Below are 21,439 nucleotides of genomic sequence, written 5' to 3' on the forward strand. Positions count from 1 at the left end.
GCTCACCGATATCATCGGCCTGGATATCCACAAGGTTCACGATGAGGCATGCCGCTGGGAACACGTGATGAGCGATGAGGTGGAGCGACGTCTGGTCGAGGTTCTCGACGATGTCACTCGCTCCCCCTTCGGCAATCCAATCCCAGGACTCTCCGACATCGGTTTCCAGCAGGACAGCCAGCCGGATTCCGGCATCCGTGCCATCGATCTCCCCTACGGCGAGACCTTCACCGCGCGTATTGTTCAGTTGAATGAAATCCTCCAGGTTGATCAGGAGCAGTTCCAGATTCTCACTGCAGCTGGTGTTAAAACTGGGACCGTTGTAGATATCAGCAATGAGCAGGGCCGGGTGCTCATCACCCACGATGGCAAGGCCATTGAACTGATGGATGATCTCGCCCACGCTGTTCGTGTGGAAAAGGTCGGAGATTCCATCGCATGAAACTTCTCGTCACCGGCGGCGCAGGCTATGTAGGTAGTGTCTGCGCAGCAGTCCTTCTCGAGCGCGGACATGATGTCACCATCATTGATAACTTCACCACGGGCAACCGCGAAGCCGTGCCGGCTGGAGCTACCCTCATCGAGGGTGATGTGCGCGATGTTGCTGCTGAGGTGCTCTCAGGTGCGGATTTCGATGGCGTCATCCACTTCGCAGCCCGCTCACTGGTGGGTGAATCCGTTGCGCAGCCTGCGCAGTACTGGCAACACAACGTCATCACCACGCTGACCCTGCTGGAGGCGATGCGGGACAACGGGGTGAACAACCTGGTGTTCTCCTCCACTGCGGCAACCTATGGCGAACCTGAGCAGGTCCCCATCACCGAGGACATGGCCACGGTACCCACCAACCCCTATGGTGCGACGAAGCTGGCGATCGACTACGCGATCACCTCCTATGCCGATGCTTACGGACTTGGTGCCACCAGTCTCCGATACTTCAACGTTGCTGGCGCGTATGGCACCATCGGCGAAAACCGCGAAGTGGAAACCCATCTCATTCCCCTGGTCCTCCAGGTGGCACTGGGCCACCGCGAGAAGATCTCCATGTTTGGCGATGACTGGCCCACCCCGGATGGCACTGCTGTCCGTGACTACATCCACATCCTGGACCTTGCCGAAGCCCATGTCCTGGCACTTGAGTCCAACACCGGAGGAAACCACCGGATCTTCAACCTCGGCTCCGGTGATGGATATAGCGTCAAGCAGGTCGTGGAGATGTGCCGGGAAGTAACCGGCCACCCCATCCCTGCGGAAATTGCACCCCGGCGCGCTGGTGACCCCGCCACACTCATTGCCTCTTCTGAGAAAGCACAGCGGGAACTTGGGTGGGCACCTGCCCATACTGATCTGAAGACTATTGTCTCCGATGCATGGGCCTTCACCTCCCAGTTGGGCGATCGCGCCCACAGCGCACAGCGCTGATCAGGTTGCCTTCTGAGCAGAAATCATGCAGCTTGCACAGGCTCCGCCCCGCCCCCGTCTTCCTCGGGGTCGGGGCTTTCTACCTTTGCAGTGAGCTCTCCAGCCATGGATGCGGATGAATACTGATTCCGGACCATCTCATTGCCCCGGAGACAGGCGGTGATCATGGAGTCGAATTGTCCGTCGATAAGCCCATGCCGCAGCAGACCTGAAAAGCTGTGTTCCGGATGGGTGGCAAGGGAGGCATCCAGAGCAGGGATTGCTTTCATACCAAGGTTCAGTTTGATTGCGGCAAGTGAGTAGAGACAAAGCGCGTTGGAGCGGATGGTGTGGTCGAAGGTTTTTGCCACGGCCAGAAAAAGATCAGCAGCTGTCTCTGGATGCATGACGCAATAATGCAGGATGGCATCACGCAGGAGCACTGAGGTGAGGAAGGTAGCTGTATCCCGCAGAATATCCGGCCGCTCCTGGAGCGGGTTGATAGTGTTGTCGGCCCTCACCGCGGCTGCGCTGTGGATGATGCTGTCGAATTTTTCCAGTGCTGCATCAAAGGCAGTGCCGTGAGGATGATGCCTGATGGCGTGGAGAATCTCATCACCGCTTGTTTTCGCCTGCAGTGCCAACTCCCAGATGTCCTCCTCATTGAGGCTGTGGTTCCCCCGATCAAAAGCAGCATAGGCATCCCGGCGGTTGATTTCTGGAAGGTGTCCTTGTTCCAGGAGATTTTTTGTTGCCACCGCCTGGGTGACTGGTGCGATCCTGCCATGTTCCCAATCTGACATACCCGTGTAGGTGGTGTTGAGATCATCAGGCTGGGGGCCGAAAGCCAGCTGGTAGCTTTCACCACTGTAGATACCGGTTGTCAGCCAGCAGGCCGTGATATCAATGACCCCGCTTTCTGCAGTGGTGAAGAGTTTTTCCACCGTCTGCTCAATAGCCACACTGGTGACTTTTTCGGAGATGATGAAGGTGAAGATGAGGTCAGCTTCAACAGATTGGAGTGCTGTGCCGACATCATCGAGCAGCTCAAGTTCATTGATATCGATCCGGACGACCGGGCCCAGGGTGTAGCGCGTGCCTTGTCCCTCTTGGAACATGGCTGCGAAGATGATGGATTCAGCAGGAAAGAATCCGAGGATTCCAGGAATATTTGCGATGAGGTCGCCCGGTGTTTCCAGGTGCGACGTGGACTGTGACGTGTTGTTCTGTGGCATGGACACAGTATGAAACGACCAGGTTGGTTTCGTCATCACAGCTTCTCAAAAACAGTGAACAAACTGTGAACAATTTTTTCTATCCACAGGCTGGTCTCGAAAAACTGATAAACATGCTGGTCAGCGAGGTTCCCACCCATGCTGAAAAGATGGCCGCATCTTCTGGGAAGAGCTGTTCACCAATGCTTCAGGGACCATAGTCTCTAGGCTAGAATCAGACGATCGGCACAGATATACCACACGGTGTAGATCGAGGGATTAATTCCTGATGACTTAACGTTGAACGTATAAGAAGCCGCCGATAACAGGATATGGCTGATTATTTTTAGCTTGTCAGGCTTGTCAGGCTTGTCAAAGCTACCGATAAACCTAGATTGATTGAGGAGGAATAATGTCGGATAACAAGAAACCCATGTATGAACTTGAATACCCGTCACCTGAGGTGAGTGGAAGTGGCGCGGAAGGCCCTACCCTCATTGTTGCTCTTCAGGGTTATGCCGATGCAGGTCATGCCGTGGAAGCCAGTTCATCCCACCTCATGGCAGCCCTGGACAACCGGTTGATTGCCTCATTCAACAATGATGAACTGATCGATTACCGTTCGCGTCGCCCTGCTGTGGTCATCGAGAATAACGAAGTGTCCGAGATGGAGGAACTCCAGCTGGGGCTGCACGTCATCCGTGATTCTGATAATAAGCCATTTCTCGTACTTTCCGGCCCTGAACCAGATCTGCGTTGGGGGGCTTTCACCGAGGCGGTCTCAGACCTGGTGGATAAGTTCGGTGTGGATCAGACGATCTGTCTGTATGCAGCCCCCATGACTGTTCCTCACACCCGCCCGACGGTGGTGTCTGCCCACGGAAATTCAGCAGCCTTGTTGAAGTCCCAGTTCAGCATCGATGCCCGCATCTCTGTCCCCGGTTCTGCTTCTTTGAAACTGGAGAGGCTCCTACACACCCGGGGTAAAAATGTCGCTGGTTACACCGTGCATGTTCCACACTATGTCGCGGCCTCTCCCTACCCTGCTGCGACGTTGAAGCTGTTGGAATCAGTTGCTGAGACGGCCCAGCTCAATCTTCCCCTGCTCTCCATTGAACGCGATGCCGAGAAGGTCCAACGTCAGCTGAGTGAGCAGACTGAGAATTCCATGGAGATCCAGCATGTGGTGGGTGCCCTGGAGAAGCAGTATGACGATGAGATCGAGCGTTACCGCAAGAAGCACCCCCAGGGTGCTCTCCCCGGGGAACCTGTTGTTCCCTCAGGTGATGAGATCGGTGCAGAATTTGAAAAGTTCCTCGCCAGCCTCAGCGAGAATGATGAGGCTGATTCTTCCGATTCCGCAGAGGAATCTTCGCAGGATTCTGAGGACTAGTCAGTCAGTTTCCGCCTTGTAGCTACCGCATCCCCTACCGTGCACGTCAAGTGCACTGCATGAGGGGGTGCGGTAGCTCTTTTAGCGGTAGAGCACGCAGGTTGTCTCGCATGTCCGGTGTGTTGGCTACGCTTGATAGCTGTGAACCTTTCTCAGATGCTGCCCGACCTTTCCGATGTCCCTGCCTCACTGCTGGATGAATCCATCTTTGATTCCTTCCTGGCATGGACCACTGAGCGGGGGATCAGCCTGTACCCCGCTCAGGAAGAGGCATCACTGGCTGTTCTGACCGGTGACAATGTCATCCTTGCCACACCAACTGGTTCGGGTAAATCCATGGTGGCCATTGCTGCGCACTTCATCGCCATGGCCCGTGGCCAACGCAGTTTCTACACGGCTCCGATCAAAGCCCTGGTGAGTGAGAAGTTCTTCTCCCTGTGTGAGATTTTCGGGGCGGAGAATGTTGGCATGATGACCGGTGACGCCACAGTCAACGGCAGTGCCCCGATCATCTGCGCCACCGCGGAGATTGTGGCCAATATTGCACTGCGTGATGGTGCCTCAGCTGCCATTGATCAGGTGGTCATGGATGAGTTCCACTATTATTCTGAGCCTGATCGTGGTTGGGCCTGGCAGGTTCCACTGCTTGAGCTGCCCAAAGCCCAGTTCTTGTTAATGTCGGCCACACTCGGTGACACTGAATGGTTGGAGAAGGACCTCACGGCTCGCACAGCCCGAACCACGAGCTTTGTGGGCAACACTGAGCGCCCTGTCCCCCTAGAATTCTCCTATGTATACACACCTGTACACGAGACCATTGAAGGTCTGCTGAAGGATGCCAAGGCGCCGGTCTATGTTGTGCACTTCACCCAGCGTGATGCTATTGAGCGCGCCCAGGCCATGACCTCCATGACGGTGGTAACCAAGGAAGAAAAGGAAAAGATCGCTGCAGAGATCGGGGATTTCCGCTTCACCACCACCTTCGGCAAAACGCTGTCCAAACTGGTGCGCCGTGGCATTGGTGTGCACCATGCCGGCATGCTGCCAAAATACCGCCGGTTGGTGGAGAAACTCTCACAGACAGGTCTGCTCAAGGTCATCTGTGGCACCGATACCCTGGGCGTGGGCATCAACGTCCCTATCAGGACGGTTCTGATGACCGGCCTGGTGAAATTTGATGGCACCCGTGAGCGTGTCCTGAAGTCCCGTGAATTCCACCAGATCGCCGGACGCGCGGGACGTGCCGGTTATGACACTGTCGGCCACGTGGTGATCCAGGCACCCGAGCATGAGATTGAAAACTCCCGCCTGCGGGAAAAGGCTGGCTCTGATCCGAAGAAGCTGAAGAAACTACGTCTGAAGGCAACACGTCCAGGGGAGGTCACCTGGACCATGAAAACCTATGAGCGTCTGACCACTGCGGAGCCGGAGCAGCTGACCAGCCAGTTCAAGGTCACCAACTCCATGATCCTCAATGTGGTTGCCCGCCCAGGCGATGGCTATGACCACTTCAAGCACCTGTTGCGCACCAACCATGACACCCGGGCCAAGCAGAACAAGGATATCCTCACCACCTTGGAACTCTTCCGTGGTCTGGTTAATGCTCAGATCATTGACAAGGTTATTGATGGTCCTGATGAAACCGGCCGTGTCTATGCTCTGACTGCAGATCTGCAGCGAGACTTCGCTCTCAACCAACCTCTGGCACCATTTGCCCTGGCTGCACTGACGCTGCTGGATAAGGAATCTGACACCTACAACCTCGATGTGATCAGCATTTTTGAAGCCATCCTGGATGACCCCCGGCAGATCCTCATTGCACAGCAGAAGGCACGACGCGGTGAGGAGATCGCAGCACTGAAGGCTGAGGGGGTTGACTACAACGACCGCATGTCCATCATCGAAGATGTCACCTGGCCAAAACCACTGGAAGAGGAACTCGATCAGGCCTTTGAAACATTCCGTGAGGGACACCCCTGGGCAAAGGAGTTTGAGCTCAGCCCGAAGTCTGTTGTCCGTGACATGATCGAACACGGCATGACCTTCTCTGACCTGGTGGCTACCTATGGTGTTGCCCGATCAGAGGGTGTGGCACTGCGTTATCTCACCGATGCTTGGCGTACCCTGCGGCAGACACTGCCGAAGGAGAACTCCACGGAGGAACTGGAAGACATCGTGGAGTGGCTCGGTGAACTGATCCGTCAGGTGGATTCCTCCCTGGTGGACGAGTGGGCCCAGATGGCGGATCCGGATGCTCCGATCTCCAAGGAGACCCTGGAACGTGAGCTTGCCTTCGGCGTGGAGGACCCCACGGCACTCACTGCGAACCGCAGGGCATTTACCATCATGATCCGCAATGCGATGTTCAGATTGGTGGAACTCTTCGCCTACGAAAAGGAGGATCAGCTGGCCACCATGACGGACTACTTGGATGAGGTACCGGATTTCCCTGCTGCCATGGATGCCTACTTCGATGAATACGCTGATCTGGATACCGGCCAGGGTGCCCGTGGTCCTGAGTACTTTACCCTGGATGCCACTGGTCGTTCCTGGACAGTACGACAAACCGTCAAGGATCCTGAAGGAGACAACTCCTTTGCTTTTGTCGGTGTTGTTGATCTCGATGCCTCTGATGAAGCTGGAGAGGTTCGCTTCTCCTCCCTGGAGATCTCCCAGAGTTAGTTAAACGACCTGCCGGGGCACTCAGTAGGGGCTTTCTCAGCCGGTAGCCCCTTTGAATGCCTCGGATGAAGTTGTTGTCATAACCGCAGCACATTCAGCGGTTTTACCTATCTACCCTGCTTAATGGTGATGAAATACTGCACTTTCATTACCAGTTTAGGGAATTACCAGTTATGGTTATAGGTATGAGCAATAAGGAGTACCGGCCCACACTCGCACAGCTGCGTACGTTCGCCACGATCGCGGAGTGCAAACATTTTGGCACTGCCGCCACTAAACTATCCATTTCTCAGCCTTCGTTGTCCCAGGCTCTGGTAGCCTTGGAGACAGGTCTCGGGGTCCAGCTCATCGAGCGTTCCACCCGTAAGGTCATTGTCACCCCGGCAGGCGAAAAGCTCCTTCCCTATGCTAAATCCACCCTGGATGCGGCAGAGTCCTTCCTCGCCCATGCCCGCGGTGCAAATGGTTCCCTCACCGGTCCCCTGACGGTGGGAATCATCCCCACCATTGCCCCGTATATCCTGCCGTCGATGCTGTCCATCGTGGATAATGAGTACCCGGATCTGGAGCCTCACATCGTCGAGGATCAGACCAAGCACCTGTTGTCGCTCCTGCGCGACGGTGCGATCGACGTAGCCATGATGGCGCTGCCCTCTGAGTCTCCGGGGATGAAGGAAATCCCTTTGTATGATGAGGACTTCGTGGTGGTTGTTCCTGAGGGGCACACCCTTGATGGGCGTCAGGATCTGCAGTTGGCTGCTCTGGATGAGCTGGACCTGCTTCTTCTTGATGATGGCCACTGCCTCCACGATCAGATCGTGGATCTGTGCCGTCGGGCAGACATCAACCCAATCAGCTCCACCACTGCTATCACCAGGGCATCCAGCCTCACCACCGTCATGCAGCTGGTGGTTGCCGGCCTGGGTTCCACCCTGATACCGGTCAGCGCTGTGCCGTGGGAATGCACCCGTTCGGGCCTGTCCACGGCAAACTTCGGTCCTGATGTCACTGCAAACCGCCGTGTCGGCCTGGTCTATCGTTCCTCATCCTCACGGGCAGAGGAGTTCCAGCAGTTCGCCAAGATTTTACAGCGTGCGTTCATGGAAGCCCGGACCAAAGCACATGACACCGGTCTGCAGTTGAAGGCCGGCGATTCAATCATTCCGGTCGAGAGCTAGGTAACTGCCTGAGGGATTTATCCTCACCTGTAGGGAACGCAACAAAGCAGCAATAAGCCCTCCATCATGTCTTGATTATTTCTCATGGAAATAATCAAGACATGATGGAGGGCTTAATTATATTGAACGGCCCTTTCATCTGAAGGTCGCCACAATACCTGTTGAGATTAGTTGCGTACTTCTACAGGAACCTTGCCACCACTCATCTGTCGGTACAGGTGTGTGGAGATGAGGATACTTGCCGGAAGCAGCACCACAAGGCCAAGCGTCAGAGTAATGATGGTGCCAACAATCGCAACGATTCCAGCGAGGATGCTGTAGGCCAACAGCTTGAAATAGTTGCGGGCCGCATCAACAAAACCATGACGGATTGCGCCCATGGCATTTTCCCTGCCGTCAGCGGCGTAGTACACCCAGTAACTGTGCAGTGGGGCCACCAACATGCTGATCACCATGTAGAGCATCAACCGTCCCATGATTGCCTCATCAAGGGTCATCGCAGCGGTGGTTTCGTTCACCTGGATCAGGTCCGCGGTATCAGACTGGAGAAGCCCTGAGACCACCAATCCGACAACGCCGATGATGACCAGAAGGAGAAGTGTCTGTCCCACGTTGATGGGACGGAAGAAATCAGCAAGTCGTGCTCTACGACCATCGACTTCCAAGAGTGCGCCACGCATGACACAGATCATCACTGCCCAGCTGAAGATAGCAATCACGATGTTCATGATGAGGTTGGCCGGTGACAGTATGTCACCGCTCATCACTGCATCAGAGTCAAAAGCCACCATCATGAAGCTCAGAGTGATGGAGAGAAACATGAATGCCACGCCCAGCACGACGGTGCCCAGGATCCAGATGCCGGGGTTGGCAAAAATGGATTTGAAACCAAACCGTACGGCGCGCATGATGTTGATTTTTCCATCAGACTTTTCCAGCGCCTCCCCGCCCTGGCCTGATCCGCCACCATCGTAACCATTATTGCCCGGACCATAACCACTATAGGGCTGTCCATAAGACTGGTAGCTGGAATCACTGCCTGCACCGGTGCCCGGGTAGGGCTGGTATCCGGAATAGGAGGAGCCGGTTGAACCGGTTGAGCCATACCCGTAGTCCCCACCCGGCGCGCGGTAGTTCGGGTTGAATCCCCCGGGAGCATCTTCAGGGTGGTTGGTGGGCTGATAGCGCTTGGGGAAGCCTCCGCTCTCATCGCCACGGTCGTTGCCTACACCCCGCTCATCACCGTCATCGGAACCTGAGGATGATGCGGGTGGTTCTTCAGCAGGCTTTTCCGAATTGAAATCGGAAGGTCCCTCCTGATTGTCATCATCTCCGGGGTTCAGGTCTGGTCTCTCATCATCGCGACTCATCGTCTTTGGAACTCTCCTTAGATTCTTTTCCCAGTTTCACGCTCTCCGGGGGGAATCGACAACCAGACAGTTGCCCACCGGTGAAGCGCGACACATCCAGATACAGGGTACTCGCAACCGGAATCTGAGGAGCATCACGGAGCAAGTAGAATGATCCACTAGCATGATTACTTCTGAAAACACCCCTACGCGAGCCGAACTGTACGAACTCCTCAGCGGAGTTTCACTCACGGACGAACGCGTCTTCCGCCGACGCCTCCACAAGGCACGCTCCCCCAGGGCGTTGACTGCCATCAAGGCGGACATCGCCAAGGCTGCCACGCTTGTCGATGCCCGGGCTGACCGTATCCCGGCCATTACCTACCCGGCGACATTGCCGGTGAGCGCCCGTCGTGAGGACATCGCTGAGGCAATCCGTGACAACCAGGTGGTCATCATCGCCGGTGAGACCGGTTCGGGTAAGACCACCCAGATCCCGAAGATTTGTCTGCAACTGGGTCGGGGTCGCCGTGGGCTCATCGGGCATACCCAGCCACGTCGACTGGCGGCCCGTACTGTTGCCGAGCGCATTGCAGAGGAACTCGATCAAGAGATTGGTGAAACTGTTGGTTATGCCATCCGTTTCGATGACCGTGTCTCCTCCTCCACCTCAGTGAAGCTGATGACTGACGGCATCCTGCTGGCAGAGATGCAGCGTGATCGTTTTCTCAACGCCTATGACACGATCATCATCGATGAGGCCCATGAACGATCCCTCAACATCGACTTCCTCCTTGGTTACCTGCGCCAGCTGCTTCCCAGGCGCCCGGATCTCAAGGTCATTATCACTTCAGCCACGATTGATCCAGAACGTTTCGCGGAACACTTCTCTGGTCCATCTGGTAAGCCGGCTCCCATCATCGAGGTGTCTGGTCGGACCTTCCCCGTCGAGATCCGTTACCGCCCCCTCGAGGTGATTCAGGGTGACAAGATCATCGATATTGATCCACTCGATGGTCTCTGCAACGCCCTTGAGGAACTCATGGCTGAGGGCAGGGGCGATATTCTCTGTTTCTTCCCCGGCGAACGTGACATTCGTGACGCCATGGAAGCCATCGAGGGTCGTAAATGGAAGGGTGTGGAGGTCACTCCCCTGTTTGGTCGACTCTCCAACCAGGAGCAGCACCGGGTGTTCAGTCCGCATTCCGGGCGTCGCATCGTGTTGTCCACCAACATCGCGGAAACCTCCCTGACGGTGCCCGGTATCCACTACGTGGTGGATACCGGAACAGCACGTATCTCGCGGTATTCAGTGCGGACCAAGGTTCAGCGTCTGCCCATCGAGCCGATCTCCCAGGCCAGCGCCAATCAGCGTTCCGGCCGTTGTGGTCGTGTCGCCGATGGTATTGCCGTCCGTCTCTATTCCGAGGAGGATTTTGAGTCTCGTCCGGAGTTCACTGATCCAGAAATTGTGCGTACCAATCTGGCCAGCGTCATTTTGCGGATGGCATCCCTTCGACTGGGCGATATCAATGATTTTCCTTTCCTTCAGGTTCCGGAGCAGCGTTCCATCCGTGATGGACTACTCCTCCTACATGAGCTCGGTGCGCTGGCAGAAGAAGCCGCTGAGGATGGCTCCCCGAAGCTGACCCCCACCGGCCGGGATATTGCCAATATTCCTGTGGATCCACGCATGGCCCGCATGCTTGTGGAGGCACAGAAACTCGGAGCCTTGCACCCGGTGATGGTCATCGTGGCTGCCATGACCATCCAGGATGTTCGCGAACGTCCTCTGGAGTTCCAGGCGCAGGCAGACCAGGCCCATGCCCGCTTCAAGGATGTCACGAGTGACTTCCTCAGTTTCCTGAAACTGTGGGAATATATTAGTGATCAGCGTGACTTAAGCAGTGGTAACGCCTTCCGCAAACAGATGAAGAAAGAGTTCCTCCACTACATGCGTATCCGCGAGTGGTGGGATCTGGTACGCCAGCTGGAACAGGTAGGACAGCAATTAGGCTGGTCTGCAAAAGAGAACGTCGCAGGTACTGCAAGTCCTGACATCATCCACCAGTCGCTGCTGTCAGGTCTGCTCTCCCAGATCGGTTCCCGTGACGGGGAAAGCAGGGAATTCACCGGTTCTCGGGGCACTAAATTCATGGTGTTTCCCGGCTCCTCACTAGCCAAGAAACCACCACAGTTCGTCATGGCCGGTCAGCTTGTTGAAACCTCCCGTCTGTGGGCCCGTGATGTTGCCAAGATCGAACCGGAGTGGGTAGAAAAACTTGCCGGTCCCCTGCTTAAACATCAGTATTCTGAGCCGCATTGGTCAACAAAACGTGGTGCCGCGATGGTCCACCAGAAGTCCACGCTCTATGGCGTCACCATCATTGCCGACAGAGTTGTTCCCTATCACACGGTGGATCCGGTGGCTGCCCGTGATCTGTTCATCCGTCATGCACTCATTGAAGGTGAATGGACCACCCACCACCGTTTCTTCCACGATAATGCTGCCAAACTGGAAGATATTGCTGAACTTGAGGCGAAGGCACGCCGCCGCGACATCATCGTCGATGAGGAAACACTCTTTGATTTCTATGATGCGAAGCTTCCTGACACAGCAACCACGTCACGGAACTTTGATGCCTGGTGGAAGAAGACCTCCCGTAATCAACCCGACCTCCTTGATTTTGACCCAGAGGAACTCATCAATGCTGATACTGATGCCATCAGCGAGGAGGCTTTCCCCGATAAGTGGCAGAAAGGTGGTTTGATCTTCGACTTGAATTACCACTTCGAACCAGGGCACAAAGATGACGGTGTCACGGTTCTGGTTCCGGTTCCGGTACTCGGCGGCCTGGACACCGAAGGATTCGATTGGTTGGTGCCCGGTGTACGTCTTGATCTGGTCACCGAACTCATCAGAACACTACCGAAGGCTCTGAGGCGTTCAGTGGTTCCCGCCCCTGAGTTCGCCAAGCGTTCGATGCCGCTCCTGCGTCCCTACATGTCACCCCTGGCTACCCAGCTGGCAGAGGCACTGCATTCATTGGGTGGCGCAGGGATCAATGCCTCAGATTTTTCTCTCCAGAAGCTTCCTGATCATCTGCGCATCACTTACGCCGCCGTGGATAAGCGTGGTGAGATCATCGACCGGGACAAGAGCCTGGACAAGCTCAAGGAGCGTCGGGCCAATCAGATTAGGGCTTCAGTGTCACGGGTAGCACGAACCTCTGAGCAGGATGAAGCAACCTCATGGACCCCCGAGACTCTCGGTTCCATCAATGAGGAGGTTGACACCACGGTTGATGGTCAGAAGGTCACGGCCTTCCCTGCCCTGGTGGTCTCACCGACAGGGGTCTCAGTCAAGGTCTTTCCCACTCGTGCCGCCGCTGATGCGTCGATGATCACCTCGACACTGACCCTGTTGATGCGTGAAATCGAGGTTAATCCGAAGCAGATGGTCAAGGGTCTGCCCTTGCAGCAGCGTGTCGCCGTGGACAATTACCCTCACGGAGGTTCCGAGGGGTTGGTCTCTGATGCCCGCATCGCAGCGATCCGTGATCTCATGTTCGCCAATGGTGGCGCTGTCCGCACCCCAGAGGAGTTTGAAAAGCTCCTCGCTGTTGTGAAGCCAGCTGCTGCTGGTGAAGTCCGGCGCACCATTGTTGATCTCGCGCCAGCGTTGGTTCTTTATGCCAATGTCATGTCGGAGCTGGAAGGGTGGACCGGCCCGGCTATTGATGACATGATGTCCCAGCTGGAATTCCTCTTGCCGAAACAGGCAATCAGTATCCATGGGGCACAACGTCTGCGGCATCTCCCACGGTATCTCCATGCGATGACGATCAGGATGGAGGAGATGAATCGGGACCCCGATCGTGATGCGGACCGTCAGGATGAGATCAATGCGGTGAAGGACTACCTAGACACTCGACTGGCTAAGTTGCCGACCAATCGCCGTGCCACCCGGGAAGTGAAGGATATCCGCTGGCAGATCCAGGAACTCCGGGTCAGTTTATTTGCACAACGGCTCGGCACTCCCATGCCGGTATCGGTGCAGCGCATCAAGAAGATGGTGGATAAACTCCGGTAGCTGATAAGCAGAAAAAAAGGGGGGCTGACTTGAGATTAGCCCTCTTTTTCCTTTTGCACATTTTCCCGCTCGCCAACCCGACGGAGGTGTTGTCACAAGGCCTAGTCCTCATCTTTACGTCGGCGCATCAACCGGATTTCCTTTTCAAAATCATCAGCATCCTCAAATGACTTATAAACGGAGGCAAAACGCAGATACGCCACCTCGTCAAGTTCGCGGAGAGGGTCCAGGATGGCCAGACCGATGTCATTGGCACGGATCTGGGAACTGCCACTACTGCGGACAGTCTCCTCCACCTGCTGTGCCAGCCGCTTGAGTGAATCATCGGAGACATCGCGCCCCTGGCAGGCCCGTCGCACACCCGTGACCACCTTTTCCCTGCTGAAAGGTTCAGTAACACCATTTCTCTTGAGAACCAGTAGAATGGCTTTCTCAATGGTGGTGAATCTACCTTCGCATTCACTGCATTCCCGGCGACGTCGAATGGCACTACCTGCCTCGATGACCCGTGAATCTATAACTTTGGAATGTCCGTGCTGACAAAACGGGCAATACATGGACCCAGATCCTTCCCTGTAGGGGTGCCCGCCATCCTTGTGTGGATAGGGGAAGCTCTGTTCAGCTTAGGCCACACCTTCCATGAACCTCCATCACAGACAGGCCCTGAACCGATGTCCTCTAGTCCAGGCTGACACCCACCCGCTGGGATCCACCATAAGGCTCAATCGGTTCTTCCTGTGCCTCTTGTGAAAGGAGGATTCCGACAAAGATCGCCAGCCCAAAGATTGCCCCGCCAGCCCACTGTTTAACATTTTCCATAATCGAACGTGGAGACTCTCCAGAGTTTCCCTTTTCCCGCAGGAGGTCTGCAGCCTCTGGCACAGGGCGCGCAATCCCATAGCCGCTCCCATGGCGTTGAACATGCACGCCATAGGGAGGCGAAAAACGGGTGCGATTCGAACTGTCAAGCGTTCGAACACGTACGGGTCGGGAGGGAGCAACCCCTTCCCGCCCACCTGCCCAAACAGCGGCGGGGGGAACAGTCAGGTCAGGGACTGGCCGGTCATTACCTAGCCTGCCACCTGCATCAATCGACATCGCCATGGTTCTCTCCTGTTCGTCTGCCTGCATTCTAGGAACAGGCCTGGACACTATCGAACATCATTTTCGTTCAGGTGTTCGACTTTGGCTTCTTGTTCGATTTATATCACCTTGGGAAAAAGATGTCTAGAATATTCCCGGAAACATCGAACACTCGTACCATTTCCGCAGGCGGGCATGTATGGTTAAGACTTGAGAAAGAAAAAATGGTTCGAACAGTCCCGAGTGTTGAACCGCTTCTGGAACTACACCGCGCCGGACAGGGTGCAGAGAATGGTCAATATCCCCCTGACCATCGCCTCACACCATCAGCGCCCAAATGGAAGGACCCCTCCCCCATGTCCACCGAGAAGACCCCCAAGGCCCGCGGCAGTCGTGGCAGCCGCACGGTGAAGATGCTGCCTAATGGCAAGCCTGATCCCGCCAGCCTGTCTGACAGGCAGCGCAGGATCCTGGAGGTGATTCGAGATGCAGTGGTTCTGCGTGGTTACCCACCAAGCATTCGTGAAATCGGCGATGCCGCAGGACTCCAGTCAACGTCATCGGTCGCCTACCAGCTCAAGGAGCTGGAGAAGAAGGGCTTCCTACGCCGTGACCCCAACAAGCCACGCGCGGTGGATGTCCGACACCTTCCAGACACGGACACCCGCCCCAAGGTCGGACCGAAGTCCAAGTCCAAGAACGCCGCGCATTCCGCACCAAATGAGGACTTGGCGAGTGCAACCTCATTCATCCCCGTGGTGGGCAAGATTGCTGCAGGTAATCCCATCCTGGCGGAACAAAATATTGAAGAATACTATCCGCTCCCCGCAGAAATCGTCGGTGATGGTGAGCTGTACATGCTCGAGGTCATTGGTGAGTCCATGCGAGATGCTGGCATCCTCAGCGGCGATTGGGTGGTTGTCCGCTCACAGCCTGTCGCTGAACAGGGTGAGTTTGTGGCAGCGATGATTGATGGTGAAGCCACCGTCAAGGAGTTCCATAAGGACGCGTCCGGCGTCTGGCTCCTGCCGCACAATGATTCCTTCGCCCCCATCTCCGGAGAAAATGCTGAAATCATGGGCAAGGTAGTCTCCGTGATGCGAAAGCTCTGATCGCACCAGCATCCACTGCCCCGTTTGTGAGTTCGCCTTGAACATGCAAACGGGGTTCCTCTTTGGTGACCACGTTCGGGGGTGAACCCTTATCCGCATAAACAAGGTGTTTCAAAGTGGGTTTATTGTGGGTTTCGCAAGGTCTTGTAGCTTTTACAGCATTATCGCTGCCCGATTTATTGAGATTGCGCTGTTCCTACCCCTGCTACCCATAACTTTTTGTAGGAAACAGCTGTCCAATGGTGCGATAATGGAAACCAATATCGGGCATATATACGAAAATTTCTTTTTGTTTTAAGGAGTGGCATGTACGCAGAAGAACGACGCCGTCAGATCGCGTCATTGACAGCGGTTGAAGGACGGGTCAATGTCACTGAACTTGCCGGCCGTTTCGATGTTACTGCGGAGACCATCCGACGGGACCTGGCCGTGCTCGACCGCGAGGGGATTGTCCACCGCGTCCATGGCGGCGCTGTCGCCACCCAGTCTTTCCAAACCACTGAATTGAGCCTTGATACCCGGTTCCGCTCCGCGTCATCGGCCAAATATTCAATCGCCAAGGCTGCCATGCAGTTCCTCCCTCCGGTCAATGGGGGTATGTTCCTTGATGCCGGAACCACAGTTACTGCGTTGGCTGATCTCATTGCTGAGCACCCCCATGCTAAACAGTGGTCGATTGTCACCAACTGCCTGCCCATCGCCCTCAGCCTGGCCAACACCGGATTAGATGATGTCCAGCTTCTCGGTGGCAGTGTCCGAGCGATCACCCAGGCAGTCGTTGGGGATACAGCTCTTCGCACCCTTGCGCTGATGCGTGCGGATGTGGTGTTCATCGGTACGAATGCGCTCACCCTTGATCATGGTCTTTCAACTGCTGATTCCCAGGAAGCCGCCATGAAGTCAGCCATGATCACCAACGCCCACAAGGTAGTTGTCCTGTGCGACTCCACCAAGATGGGTACGGACTACCTGGTCAGCTTCGGTTCTATTGATGACATTGATGTCGTGGTGACTGATTCCGGTGCGCCTGAGTCCTTCATCCAGCAGCTGAAGGAACATGATGTCGAGGTCGTGATCGCAGAATGATTCTGACAGTTACCGCCAGCCCTTACCTGCTCATCACCAATGACCTGGGTGAAACGATCACCATTGACACCGTCAATACGATGCACGAGGCATCAACCGTTGCCGGCGGCTTTGGCACCGGTGTGGCCAACACCCTGTTCCTCGGCGGCATGGAGGCTCTGAGCATCTTCCCTGTTCCGGAGATCTCCCACTATCTACGCCGGGTGAAGGTGTCGGGCCTACCTCATGAGATCATTCCCGTGGCTGGCCCCATCCCGATGCACCTGACCATGCGCGATCCTGAGGGCAATGAAACGGAGTTCAAGGACTCCCCCATGCCTCTGGATGCATCCCAATTGGCTATGCTGCGTGATCTCGTTGTCCGCCAGGCTGAAAATGCCAGCTGGGTCCTGCTCGGTGGTGAGCTTCCCGCGATTGCCCCGGCAGCCTGGTACGTCGATGTTGTCCGTTCACTCAGCCTCTATCATCCTGAGGTCAAGATCGCGATTTCTGCCACTGGGGCTCCCTTGCGGGCAGTCGTCCGACAGCTTGCTGCATCCCAGCCTCATCTATTGGTGCTCACTGGTGCAGATCTTGAGGTCAGTTGCGATATTGAACCTGGGTCACTGAGGGAGGCCTGGCATTCCGGCGATAGCCAGAAACTGGTCAGTGCCGCCCGGACCCTGATCACCAAGGGTATTTCTGAGCTCCTGGTCACCATCACCCGCAGTGAAGCTCTGTTGGTCACCGGTGAGGATGCCTATATCTCCAGATTCACAGGCACCCCTGGTAAACAGGGCGTGACCTGGAGGGAATCCTTTGTGGCTGGTTTTCTCGCTGCTGCAGAACGCGGACGCACACCTGAGGAGCAGTTGACCTACGCCCTGGCATATGCCAATGCGGAAGGAAGTGAGTGGGATGATTTCATCCCTACACCGGATCTCGTGCTTACCGATCAGGTGAAGACAACTTTTTTCAACTAGTGATCAAAAACCGTCCAGTTCAGTGAGAGAAACTCCTGAATTGGACGGTTTTGTTGTTGCTAGTGGGCTGCTTCTACTAGCGCACGTACCGCGTCCCGGGCTTCAGTGGCACCCGGGGAGTCAAGGGCTGCGTCAGCTGCTTTCTTGCAGGTGTCAAGATCCACCTCGGCGAGTTGAGCGCCCACGGCTGCCAGGGCAGTTGAGGCCGCGGACAGGGAATCAACACCCAGTCCGGTGAGTACAACAGCCAGGAGTGGATCCGCGGCGGCCTCGCCACAGATTCCGACCGGTACATCCTGACGTTTTCCTTCATCACAGGTCATCTTGATCAGGCGCAGCACGGCGGGCTGCCATGGATCCGTGAGGTAGGCCAGCTCAGGGGACATGCGGTCCGCCGCCATGGCGTACTGGGTGAGGTCATTGGTCCCGATGGAGACAAAGTCCAGGTGCGGCATGATCTTGTCCGCCATCAGCGCTGCCGCCGGCACCTCGATCATGGCACCCGCTACCAGGCCCCGCTCACGGCACATGTCCGCAAACCACTGTGCCTCATCAGAGGTCGCGACCATGGGAGCCATCACCCAGGTGGGTGCGTTCTCGTCACGACCTAGGTCAGTGGCTGCCTGTGCCACGGCATCAAGCTGGCGTTCGAGAAGTTCGACATTGCCCCGTGCGATGCGCAGGCCACGCACTCCCAGGGCGGGGTTCATCTCATCGGGCATGGAGGTGAAGGGGACCGGCTTGTCAGAGCCGGCGTCCAGGGAGCGGACAACCACCTTTGATTCTGGGAAGGCTTCCAGCACCTGCGCGTAGATCGCTGCCTGCTCATCCACCGAGGGTTCTTCCGTGGCGGAGAGGAAGCACAGTTCCGTGCGGAAGAGGCCGATACCTTCTGCTTCGGTGGTGGCGGCCTTGCGTGAGGTCACACCATCCTGGACGTTGGCAAGCAGCTGCACCCGGTGGCCGTCACGGGTTTGTGCCGGGCCACGCCATTCGGCGATCTTGGCTGCGCGTGCTGCGGACTCCTCCACCAGGGCGGTGGCTTCCGCCTCCTCGGCGTTGAGGGTGATGGTTCCGAGGGAGCCGTCGATAAGCACCTTCGTTCCACTCGTGATGGTTTTGATGCCCGTACCGGTGGCTACGATGCAGGGCACGTTAAGCTGTCGGGCGATGATCGCTGTGTGACTGGTGGGCCCACCCAGTTCTGTCACCAGTCCGACGAAGAGGTCGGTATCCAGTGCAGCGGTATCAGCCGGTGAAAGGTCATCAGCAAACAGGATGACCTGACCATCAACTGCCGGCAGTCCCGGTTCGGCTTCACCACGGAGTTCCGCGATGACTCGATCACGGATGTCGCGAAGGTCAGTGGTGCGTTCTGCAATGATGCCACCGGCTTTTTCAAACATGTCGATGAATTTCGTGGTGGCTACCACCACGGAATATTCCGCCGGATGTCCCCCCTTCACCCCCTTGGCAACTGCCTTGCGCCAACCGCGGTCATTGACCATTCCGGCGGTGGCTTTCAGCACTTCGGCAGCGGGCCCGGTTGCAGCTTCAGAGCGACGCAACAGACGGCCGGACACGGTTTCCGCAGCCGTGTCAAAACGAGCCTGTTCCGCATTCCGACCTTCTTCCGGGATCACTTCCCCAGCCTGGGGCAGCTCCGGGCGTGGGCTGATCCATACGGCGTCAGCGTAGCGGATTCCCCCGACAACGCCCGTGCCTTTAAATTCAGTGTCATGACTCACATCGGCCATGGTAGCCACCTATCCTCACATCAGGGATTTTTTCTTCCTAAAGATCATCACAAAATCAACAGTTGTGCAACAAATCCAACATAAACCTATTGACAAGCAAACACATAACAACATAAATTGATGATGGAGGGTCACAGAAATCACATTCTGCGATCCACGCCACAAGATTGGACTTCACCTGTCACGCAGGCGATTTCCCAGTTTCCCAGGACACTTCCATCATAGTGATCCAGGATACATTTAGGGCTGGATAGTGCAGTTGTCCAGCGGAAACATCTGAACCACAGATTTTTCCACATAGAACTTCCGGTTGTTTCCCTTTCATCAAGCCACATGACCCCCGCGGAGGTGGACATGGTTTCTGCGCACCACCGTCATCAGGAGATCATTTCCCTCCTGTCCCCGACAGGACGGGTCGGCGTGGGGATGCTCGCCGAGCATTTCCATGTCACCTCAGAAACCATCCGCCGTGATCTCCGCAGTCTGGAAGACCGCGGCTTGGTGGAACGTGTCCATGGAGGTGCCATCCCCCCGCAGAACATCTCCACACGGACAGCGACCGGCCTATCCGGTGGGTCCATCGCGATCCCTGATCACCCTCCGACGCCGGCCCTGTTGGCACTGGCGCACGCCGCGGCCACCCTCATACAGCCTGGAACCCGGAGTATTTTTCTTGATTCCGGACCTGCCGCAATCTCCCTGGCGGGGATTCTGGCCTCGATGTATGAGGAGCACAACTGGACGGTGGTCACCACCTCTCCCGGTGCAGGCATCATCCTGGCCCGTGCGGGAATGCCCCGCATCGGGATGGTTGGTGGGCGTCTTTCCACGCAGAGCCAGTCTTTAACCGGCCCCCGGGCAGTTGCGATGATCACCGCTCTGCGTGCTGACATCGCTTTCCTCTGTCCCGACGGGATCATTGAATCTCAGAGTTTGACCAGCATTGATCCTCATGCCGGAGCAACCCGGCGCGCCATGCTCACTCATGCTGGCACCACCGTGTGTTTAACACCTGCTGCGGGTCTAGACCAGCACAGGGGCACGGTTTTCGGTGATATTGCGGAGGTTGATGTTGTGGTGACTGATTGTGCTGTCTCTGATCCTGCTTTTATTTTTCTGTCCGCTCACGATCATCTCCAGGTGGTAACCCCTTGATTGTCACATTAACCCCCAATCCCAGCATCGATTCGACCCTTGCGCTGGGTGATAAGTTGACCCGTGGTGCTGTGCAGCGTCTGGATACCGTCACGGCGGTCGCCGGTGGCAAAGGTATCAATGTCGCCCATGCGGTGTTTCTCGCCGGTGAGGAGACACAGGCTCTTTTTCCGGCTGGTCAGTTGGACCCGTTCGTGCCTTTGGTCAATGAGATCGGTTTCCCAATCACGACGGTTCGGATCCCGAATAATGTCCGTACCAACACCACTGTAACGGAACCTGATGGTACGACCACCAAGCTCAATGGTCCCGGCGCGCCGTTGAGTCCTGAGCACATTGAAGCCCTGGAAAAGATGCTTATCGACGCCGTGTCCCCCGAAGTCACCTGGGTGGTGCTGGCAGGGTCACTGCCTCCGGGAGTTCCGGTGGACTGGTACTCCCAGCTGACTGTGCTTATCCATGAAAAAAGTCCGACCACCCGGGTGGCGGTGGATACCTCCGATGCTCCGCTGCGTGAGGTGGGTCTCCACCTGGAGAAACCGGGTGCTGCGCCCAACCTGATCAAACCCAATAGTTTGGAGTTGGGGCAGTTGGTCGGTGTGGATGGTCAAGATCTGGAGGAGCGTGCCCGTGGCGGTGAGTTCGCACCCATCATCACATCAGCTTCCAGGCTGGTGGAACGTGGCATTGAGCAGGTTCTGGTGACTCTGGGTGATGTCGGGGCGGTGTTGGTTAACGCTGAGGGTGCCTGGGTGGCATCAACCCCTAAGATCTCAGCGGTGTCGACAGTGGGGGCGGGAGATTGTGCCCTTGCCGGTTTTATTCTTGCCTGCTCACGTGGTCTGTCCCCTGCAGATTCCGTGATCCAGGCTGTCTCCTATGGTTCGGCTGCCGCAGCGCTGCCGGGCACCACAATCCCACGTCCTGATCAGGTCACCAGTGTTGGTGCGAAGATCAGCAAAGTTGTTTAGGAA

Annotated in this window: 15 protein-coding genes; 11 read left to right on the top strand and 4 right to left on the bottom strand. The window is 56.3% G+C overall.

The window, feature by feature from the left end; translation table 11 throughout:
• Both Q0M74_RS01705 and galE read left to right on the top strand, forming a co-directional pair.
• On the top strand, positions 1–442 hold a 442-nt coding region (locus Q0M74_RS01705), incomplete at its 5' end, for an iron dependent repressor, metal binding and dimerization domain protein (protein ID WP_293951178.1).
• Positions 439–1,422, top strand: coding sequence for a UDP-glucose 4-epimerase GalE (gene galE, locus Q0M74_RS01710; RefSeq protein WP_293951180.1), 984 nt, complete (start codon positions 439–441; stop codon positions 1,420–1,422). The genes Q0M74_RS01705 and galE, both read left to right, overlap by 4 nt.
• Before the next feature lie 23 nt (positions 1,423–1,445).
• Here galE and Q0M74_RS01715 read toward each other — a convergent pair whose 3' ends face one another.
• Positions 1,446–2,636, bottom strand: coding sequence for a DUF4192 domain-containing protein (locus tag Q0M74_RS01715; RefSeq protein WP_293951182.1), 1,191 nt, complete (start codon positions 2,634–2,636; stop codon positions 1,446–1,448).
• Positions 2,637–3,027: 391 nt separating this feature from the next.
• On the opposite strand from Q0M74_RS01715, the gene Q0M74_RS01720 reads away from it, so the two are divergent.
• The 3 genes from Q0M74_RS01720 to Q0M74_RS01730 all read left to right on the top strand — a co-directional run bounded on the left by Q0M74_RS01720 (position 3,028) and on the right by Q0M74_RS01730 (position 7,868).
• The gene (locus tag Q0M74_RS01720; protein WP_293951185.1) at positions 3,028–4,008 is read left to right on the top strand and encodes a PAC2 family protein; all 981 of its coding nucleotides are present in this window, start codon (positions 3,028–3,030) and stop codon (positions 4,006–4,008) included.
• 141 nt (positions 4,009–4,149) lie between these two features.
• Complete coding sequence (locus Q0M74_RS01725; RefSeq protein ID WP_293951187.1) at positions 4,150–6,690, top strand: RNA helicase; 2,541 nt, start codon at positions 4,150–4,152, stop codon at positions 6,688–6,690.
• Between the two features lie 185 nt (positions 6,691–6,875).
• Positions 6,876–7,868, top strand: coding sequence for a hydrogen peroxide-inducible genes activator (locus tag Q0M74_RS01730; protein WP_293951189.1), 993 nt, complete (start codon positions 6,876–6,878; stop codon positions 7,866–7,868).
• Positions 7,869–8,035: 167 nt separating this feature from the next.
• On the opposite strand, the gene Q0M74_RS01735 is transcribed toward Q0M74_RS01730, so the two are convergent.
• Positions 8,036–9,238, bottom strand: coding sequence for a hypothetical protein (locus Q0M74_RS01735; RefSeq protein WP_293951191.1), 1,203 nt, complete (start codon positions 9,236–9,238; stop codon positions 8,036–8,038).
• A 163-nt stretch (positions 9,239–9,401) separates the two neighbouring features.
• Between Q0M74_RS01735 and hrpA the strand changes: the two genes are divergently transcribed.
• Positions 9,402–13,310 carry an ATP-dependent RNA helicase HrpA gene (gene hrpA / locus Q0M74_RS01740; RefSeq protein WP_293951193.1) on the top strand — a complete coding sequence of 1,303 codons (3,909 nt, stop codon included), beginning with the start codon at positions 9,402–9,404 and terminating at the stop codon, positions 13,308–13,310.
• Positions 13,311–13,411: 101 nt separating this feature from the next.
• On the opposite strand, the gene nrdR is transcribed toward hrpA, so the two are convergent.
• Entirely contained in the window at positions 13,412–13,867 is a 456-nt protein-coding gene (gene nrdR / locus Q0M74_RS01745; protein WP_293951195.1) for a transcriptional regulator NrdR, read from the bottom strand.
• A gap of 882 nt (positions 13,868–14,749) precedes the next feature.
• Between nrdR and lexA the strand changes: the two genes are divergently transcribed.
• The 3 genes from lexA to Q0M74_RS01760 all read left to right on the top strand — a co-directional run bounded on the left by lexA (position 14,750) and on the right by Q0M74_RS01760 (position 17,553).
• A complete protein-coding gene (gene lexA / locus Q0M74_RS01750) occupies positions 14,750–15,505 on the top strand; it encodes a transcriptional repressor LexA (RefSeq protein ID WP_293951197.1) in 756 nt (251 codons plus the stop codon).
• A 306-nt stretch (positions 15,506–15,811) separates the two neighbouring features.
• Positions 15,812–16,591, top strand: coding sequence for a DeoR/GlpR family DNA-binding transcription regulator (locus tag Q0M74_RS01755; RefSeq protein ID WP_293951199.1), 780 nt, complete (start codon positions 15,812–15,814; stop codon positions 16,589–16,591).
• Positions 16,588–17,553, top strand: a complete 966-nt coding sequence (locus tag Q0M74_RS01760; RefSeq protein WP_293951201.1) for a 1-phosphofructokinase family hexose kinase — start codon at positions 16,588–16,590, stop codon at positions 17,551–17,553. Before Q0M74_RS01755 ends, Q0M74_RS01760 begins: the two co-directional genes overlap by 4 nt.
• A gap of 59 nt (positions 17,554–17,612) precedes the next feature.
• On the opposite strand, the gene ptsP is transcribed toward Q0M74_RS01760, so the two are convergent.
• On the bottom strand, positions 17,613–19,310 hold the full coding sequence (gene ptsP, locus Q0M74_RS01765; RefSeq protein ID WP_293951203.1) for a phosphoenolpyruvate--protein phosphotransferase: 1,698 nt from the start codon (positions 19,308–19,310) through the stop codon (positions 17,613–17,615).
• 333 nt (positions 19,311–19,643) lie between these two features.
• Between ptsP and Q0M74_RS01770 the strand changes: the two genes are divergently transcribed.
• Both Q0M74_RS01770 and Q0M74_RS01775 read left to right on the top strand, forming a co-directional pair.
• The gene (locus Q0M74_RS01770; protein WP_293951205.1) at positions 19,644–20,465 is read left to right on the top strand and encodes a DeoR/GlpR family DNA-binding transcription regulator; all 822 of its coding nucleotides are present in this window, start codon (positions 19,644–19,646) and stop codon (positions 20,463–20,465) included.
• Positions 20,462–21,436 (top strand): 1-phosphofructokinase family hexose kinase, encoded by a 975-nt coding sequence (locus tag Q0M74_RS01775; protein WP_293951207.1) that lies wholly within the window; start codon positions 20,462–20,464, stop codon positions 21,434–21,436. Before Q0M74_RS01770 ends, Q0M74_RS01775 begins: the two co-directional genes overlap by 4 nt.
• Positions 21,437–21,439: the final 3 nt, after the last annotated feature.

It is taken from the genome of uncultured Corynebacterium sp., from assembly GCF_945649885.1.
Classification (GTDB): Bacteria; Actinomycetota; Actinomycetes; order Mycobacteriales; family Mycobacteriaceae; genus Corynebacterium.

What these genes read in the sequence shown, in the direction of transcription:
- hrpA (WP_293951193.1), top strand. Translation starts at nt 9,402, where the DNA reads ATGATTACTTCTGAAAACACCCCTACGCGAGCCGAACTGTACGAACTC.
- Q0M74_RS01720 (WP_293951185.1), top strand. Translation starts at nt 3,028, where the DNA reads ATGTCGGATAACAAGAAACCCATGTATGAACTTGAATACCCGTCACCT.
- Q0M74_RS01730 (WP_293951189.1), top strand. Translation starts at nt 6,876, where the DNA reads ATGAGCAATAAGGAGTACCGGCCCACACTCGCACAGCTGCGTACGTTC.
- Q0M74_RS01770 (WP_293951205.1), top strand. Translation starts at nt 19,644, where the DNA reads ATGACCCCCGCGGAGGTGGACATGGTTTCTGCGCACCACCGTCATCAG.
- Q0M74_RS01715 (WP_293951182.1), bottom strand. Translation starts at nt 2,636, where the DNA reads ATGCCACAGAACAACACGTCACAGTCCACGTCGCACCTGGAAACACCG.
- Q0M74_RS01760 (WP_293951201.1), top strand. Translation starts at nt 16,588, where the DNA reads ATGATTCTGACAGTTACCGCCAGCCCTTACCTGCTCATCACCAATGAC.
- galE (WP_293951180.1), top strand. Translation starts at nt 439, where the DNA reads ATGAAACTTCTCGTCACCGGCGGCGCAGGCTATGTAGGTAGTGTCTGC.
- Q0M74_RS01755 (WP_293951199.1), top strand. Translation starts at nt 15,812, where the DNA reads ATGTACGCAGAAGAACGACGCCGTCAGATCGCGTCATTGACAGCGGTT.
- ptsP (WP_293951203.1), bottom strand. Translation starts at nt 19,310, where the DNA reads ATGGCCGATGTGAGTCATGACACTGAATTTAAAGGCACGGGCGTTGTC.
- Q0M74_RS01735 (WP_293951191.1), bottom strand. Translation starts at nt 9,238, where the DNA reads ATGAGTCGCGATGATGAGAGACCAGACCTGAACCCCGGAGATGATGAC.
- nrdR (WP_293951195.1), bottom strand. Translation starts at nt 13,867, where the DNA reads ATGTATTGCCCGTTTTGTCAGCACGGACATTCCAAAGTTATAGATTCA.
- lexA (WP_293951197.1), top strand. Translation starts at nt 14,750, where the DNA reads ATGTCCACCGAGAAGACCCCCAAGGCCCGCGGCAGTCGTGGCAGCCGC.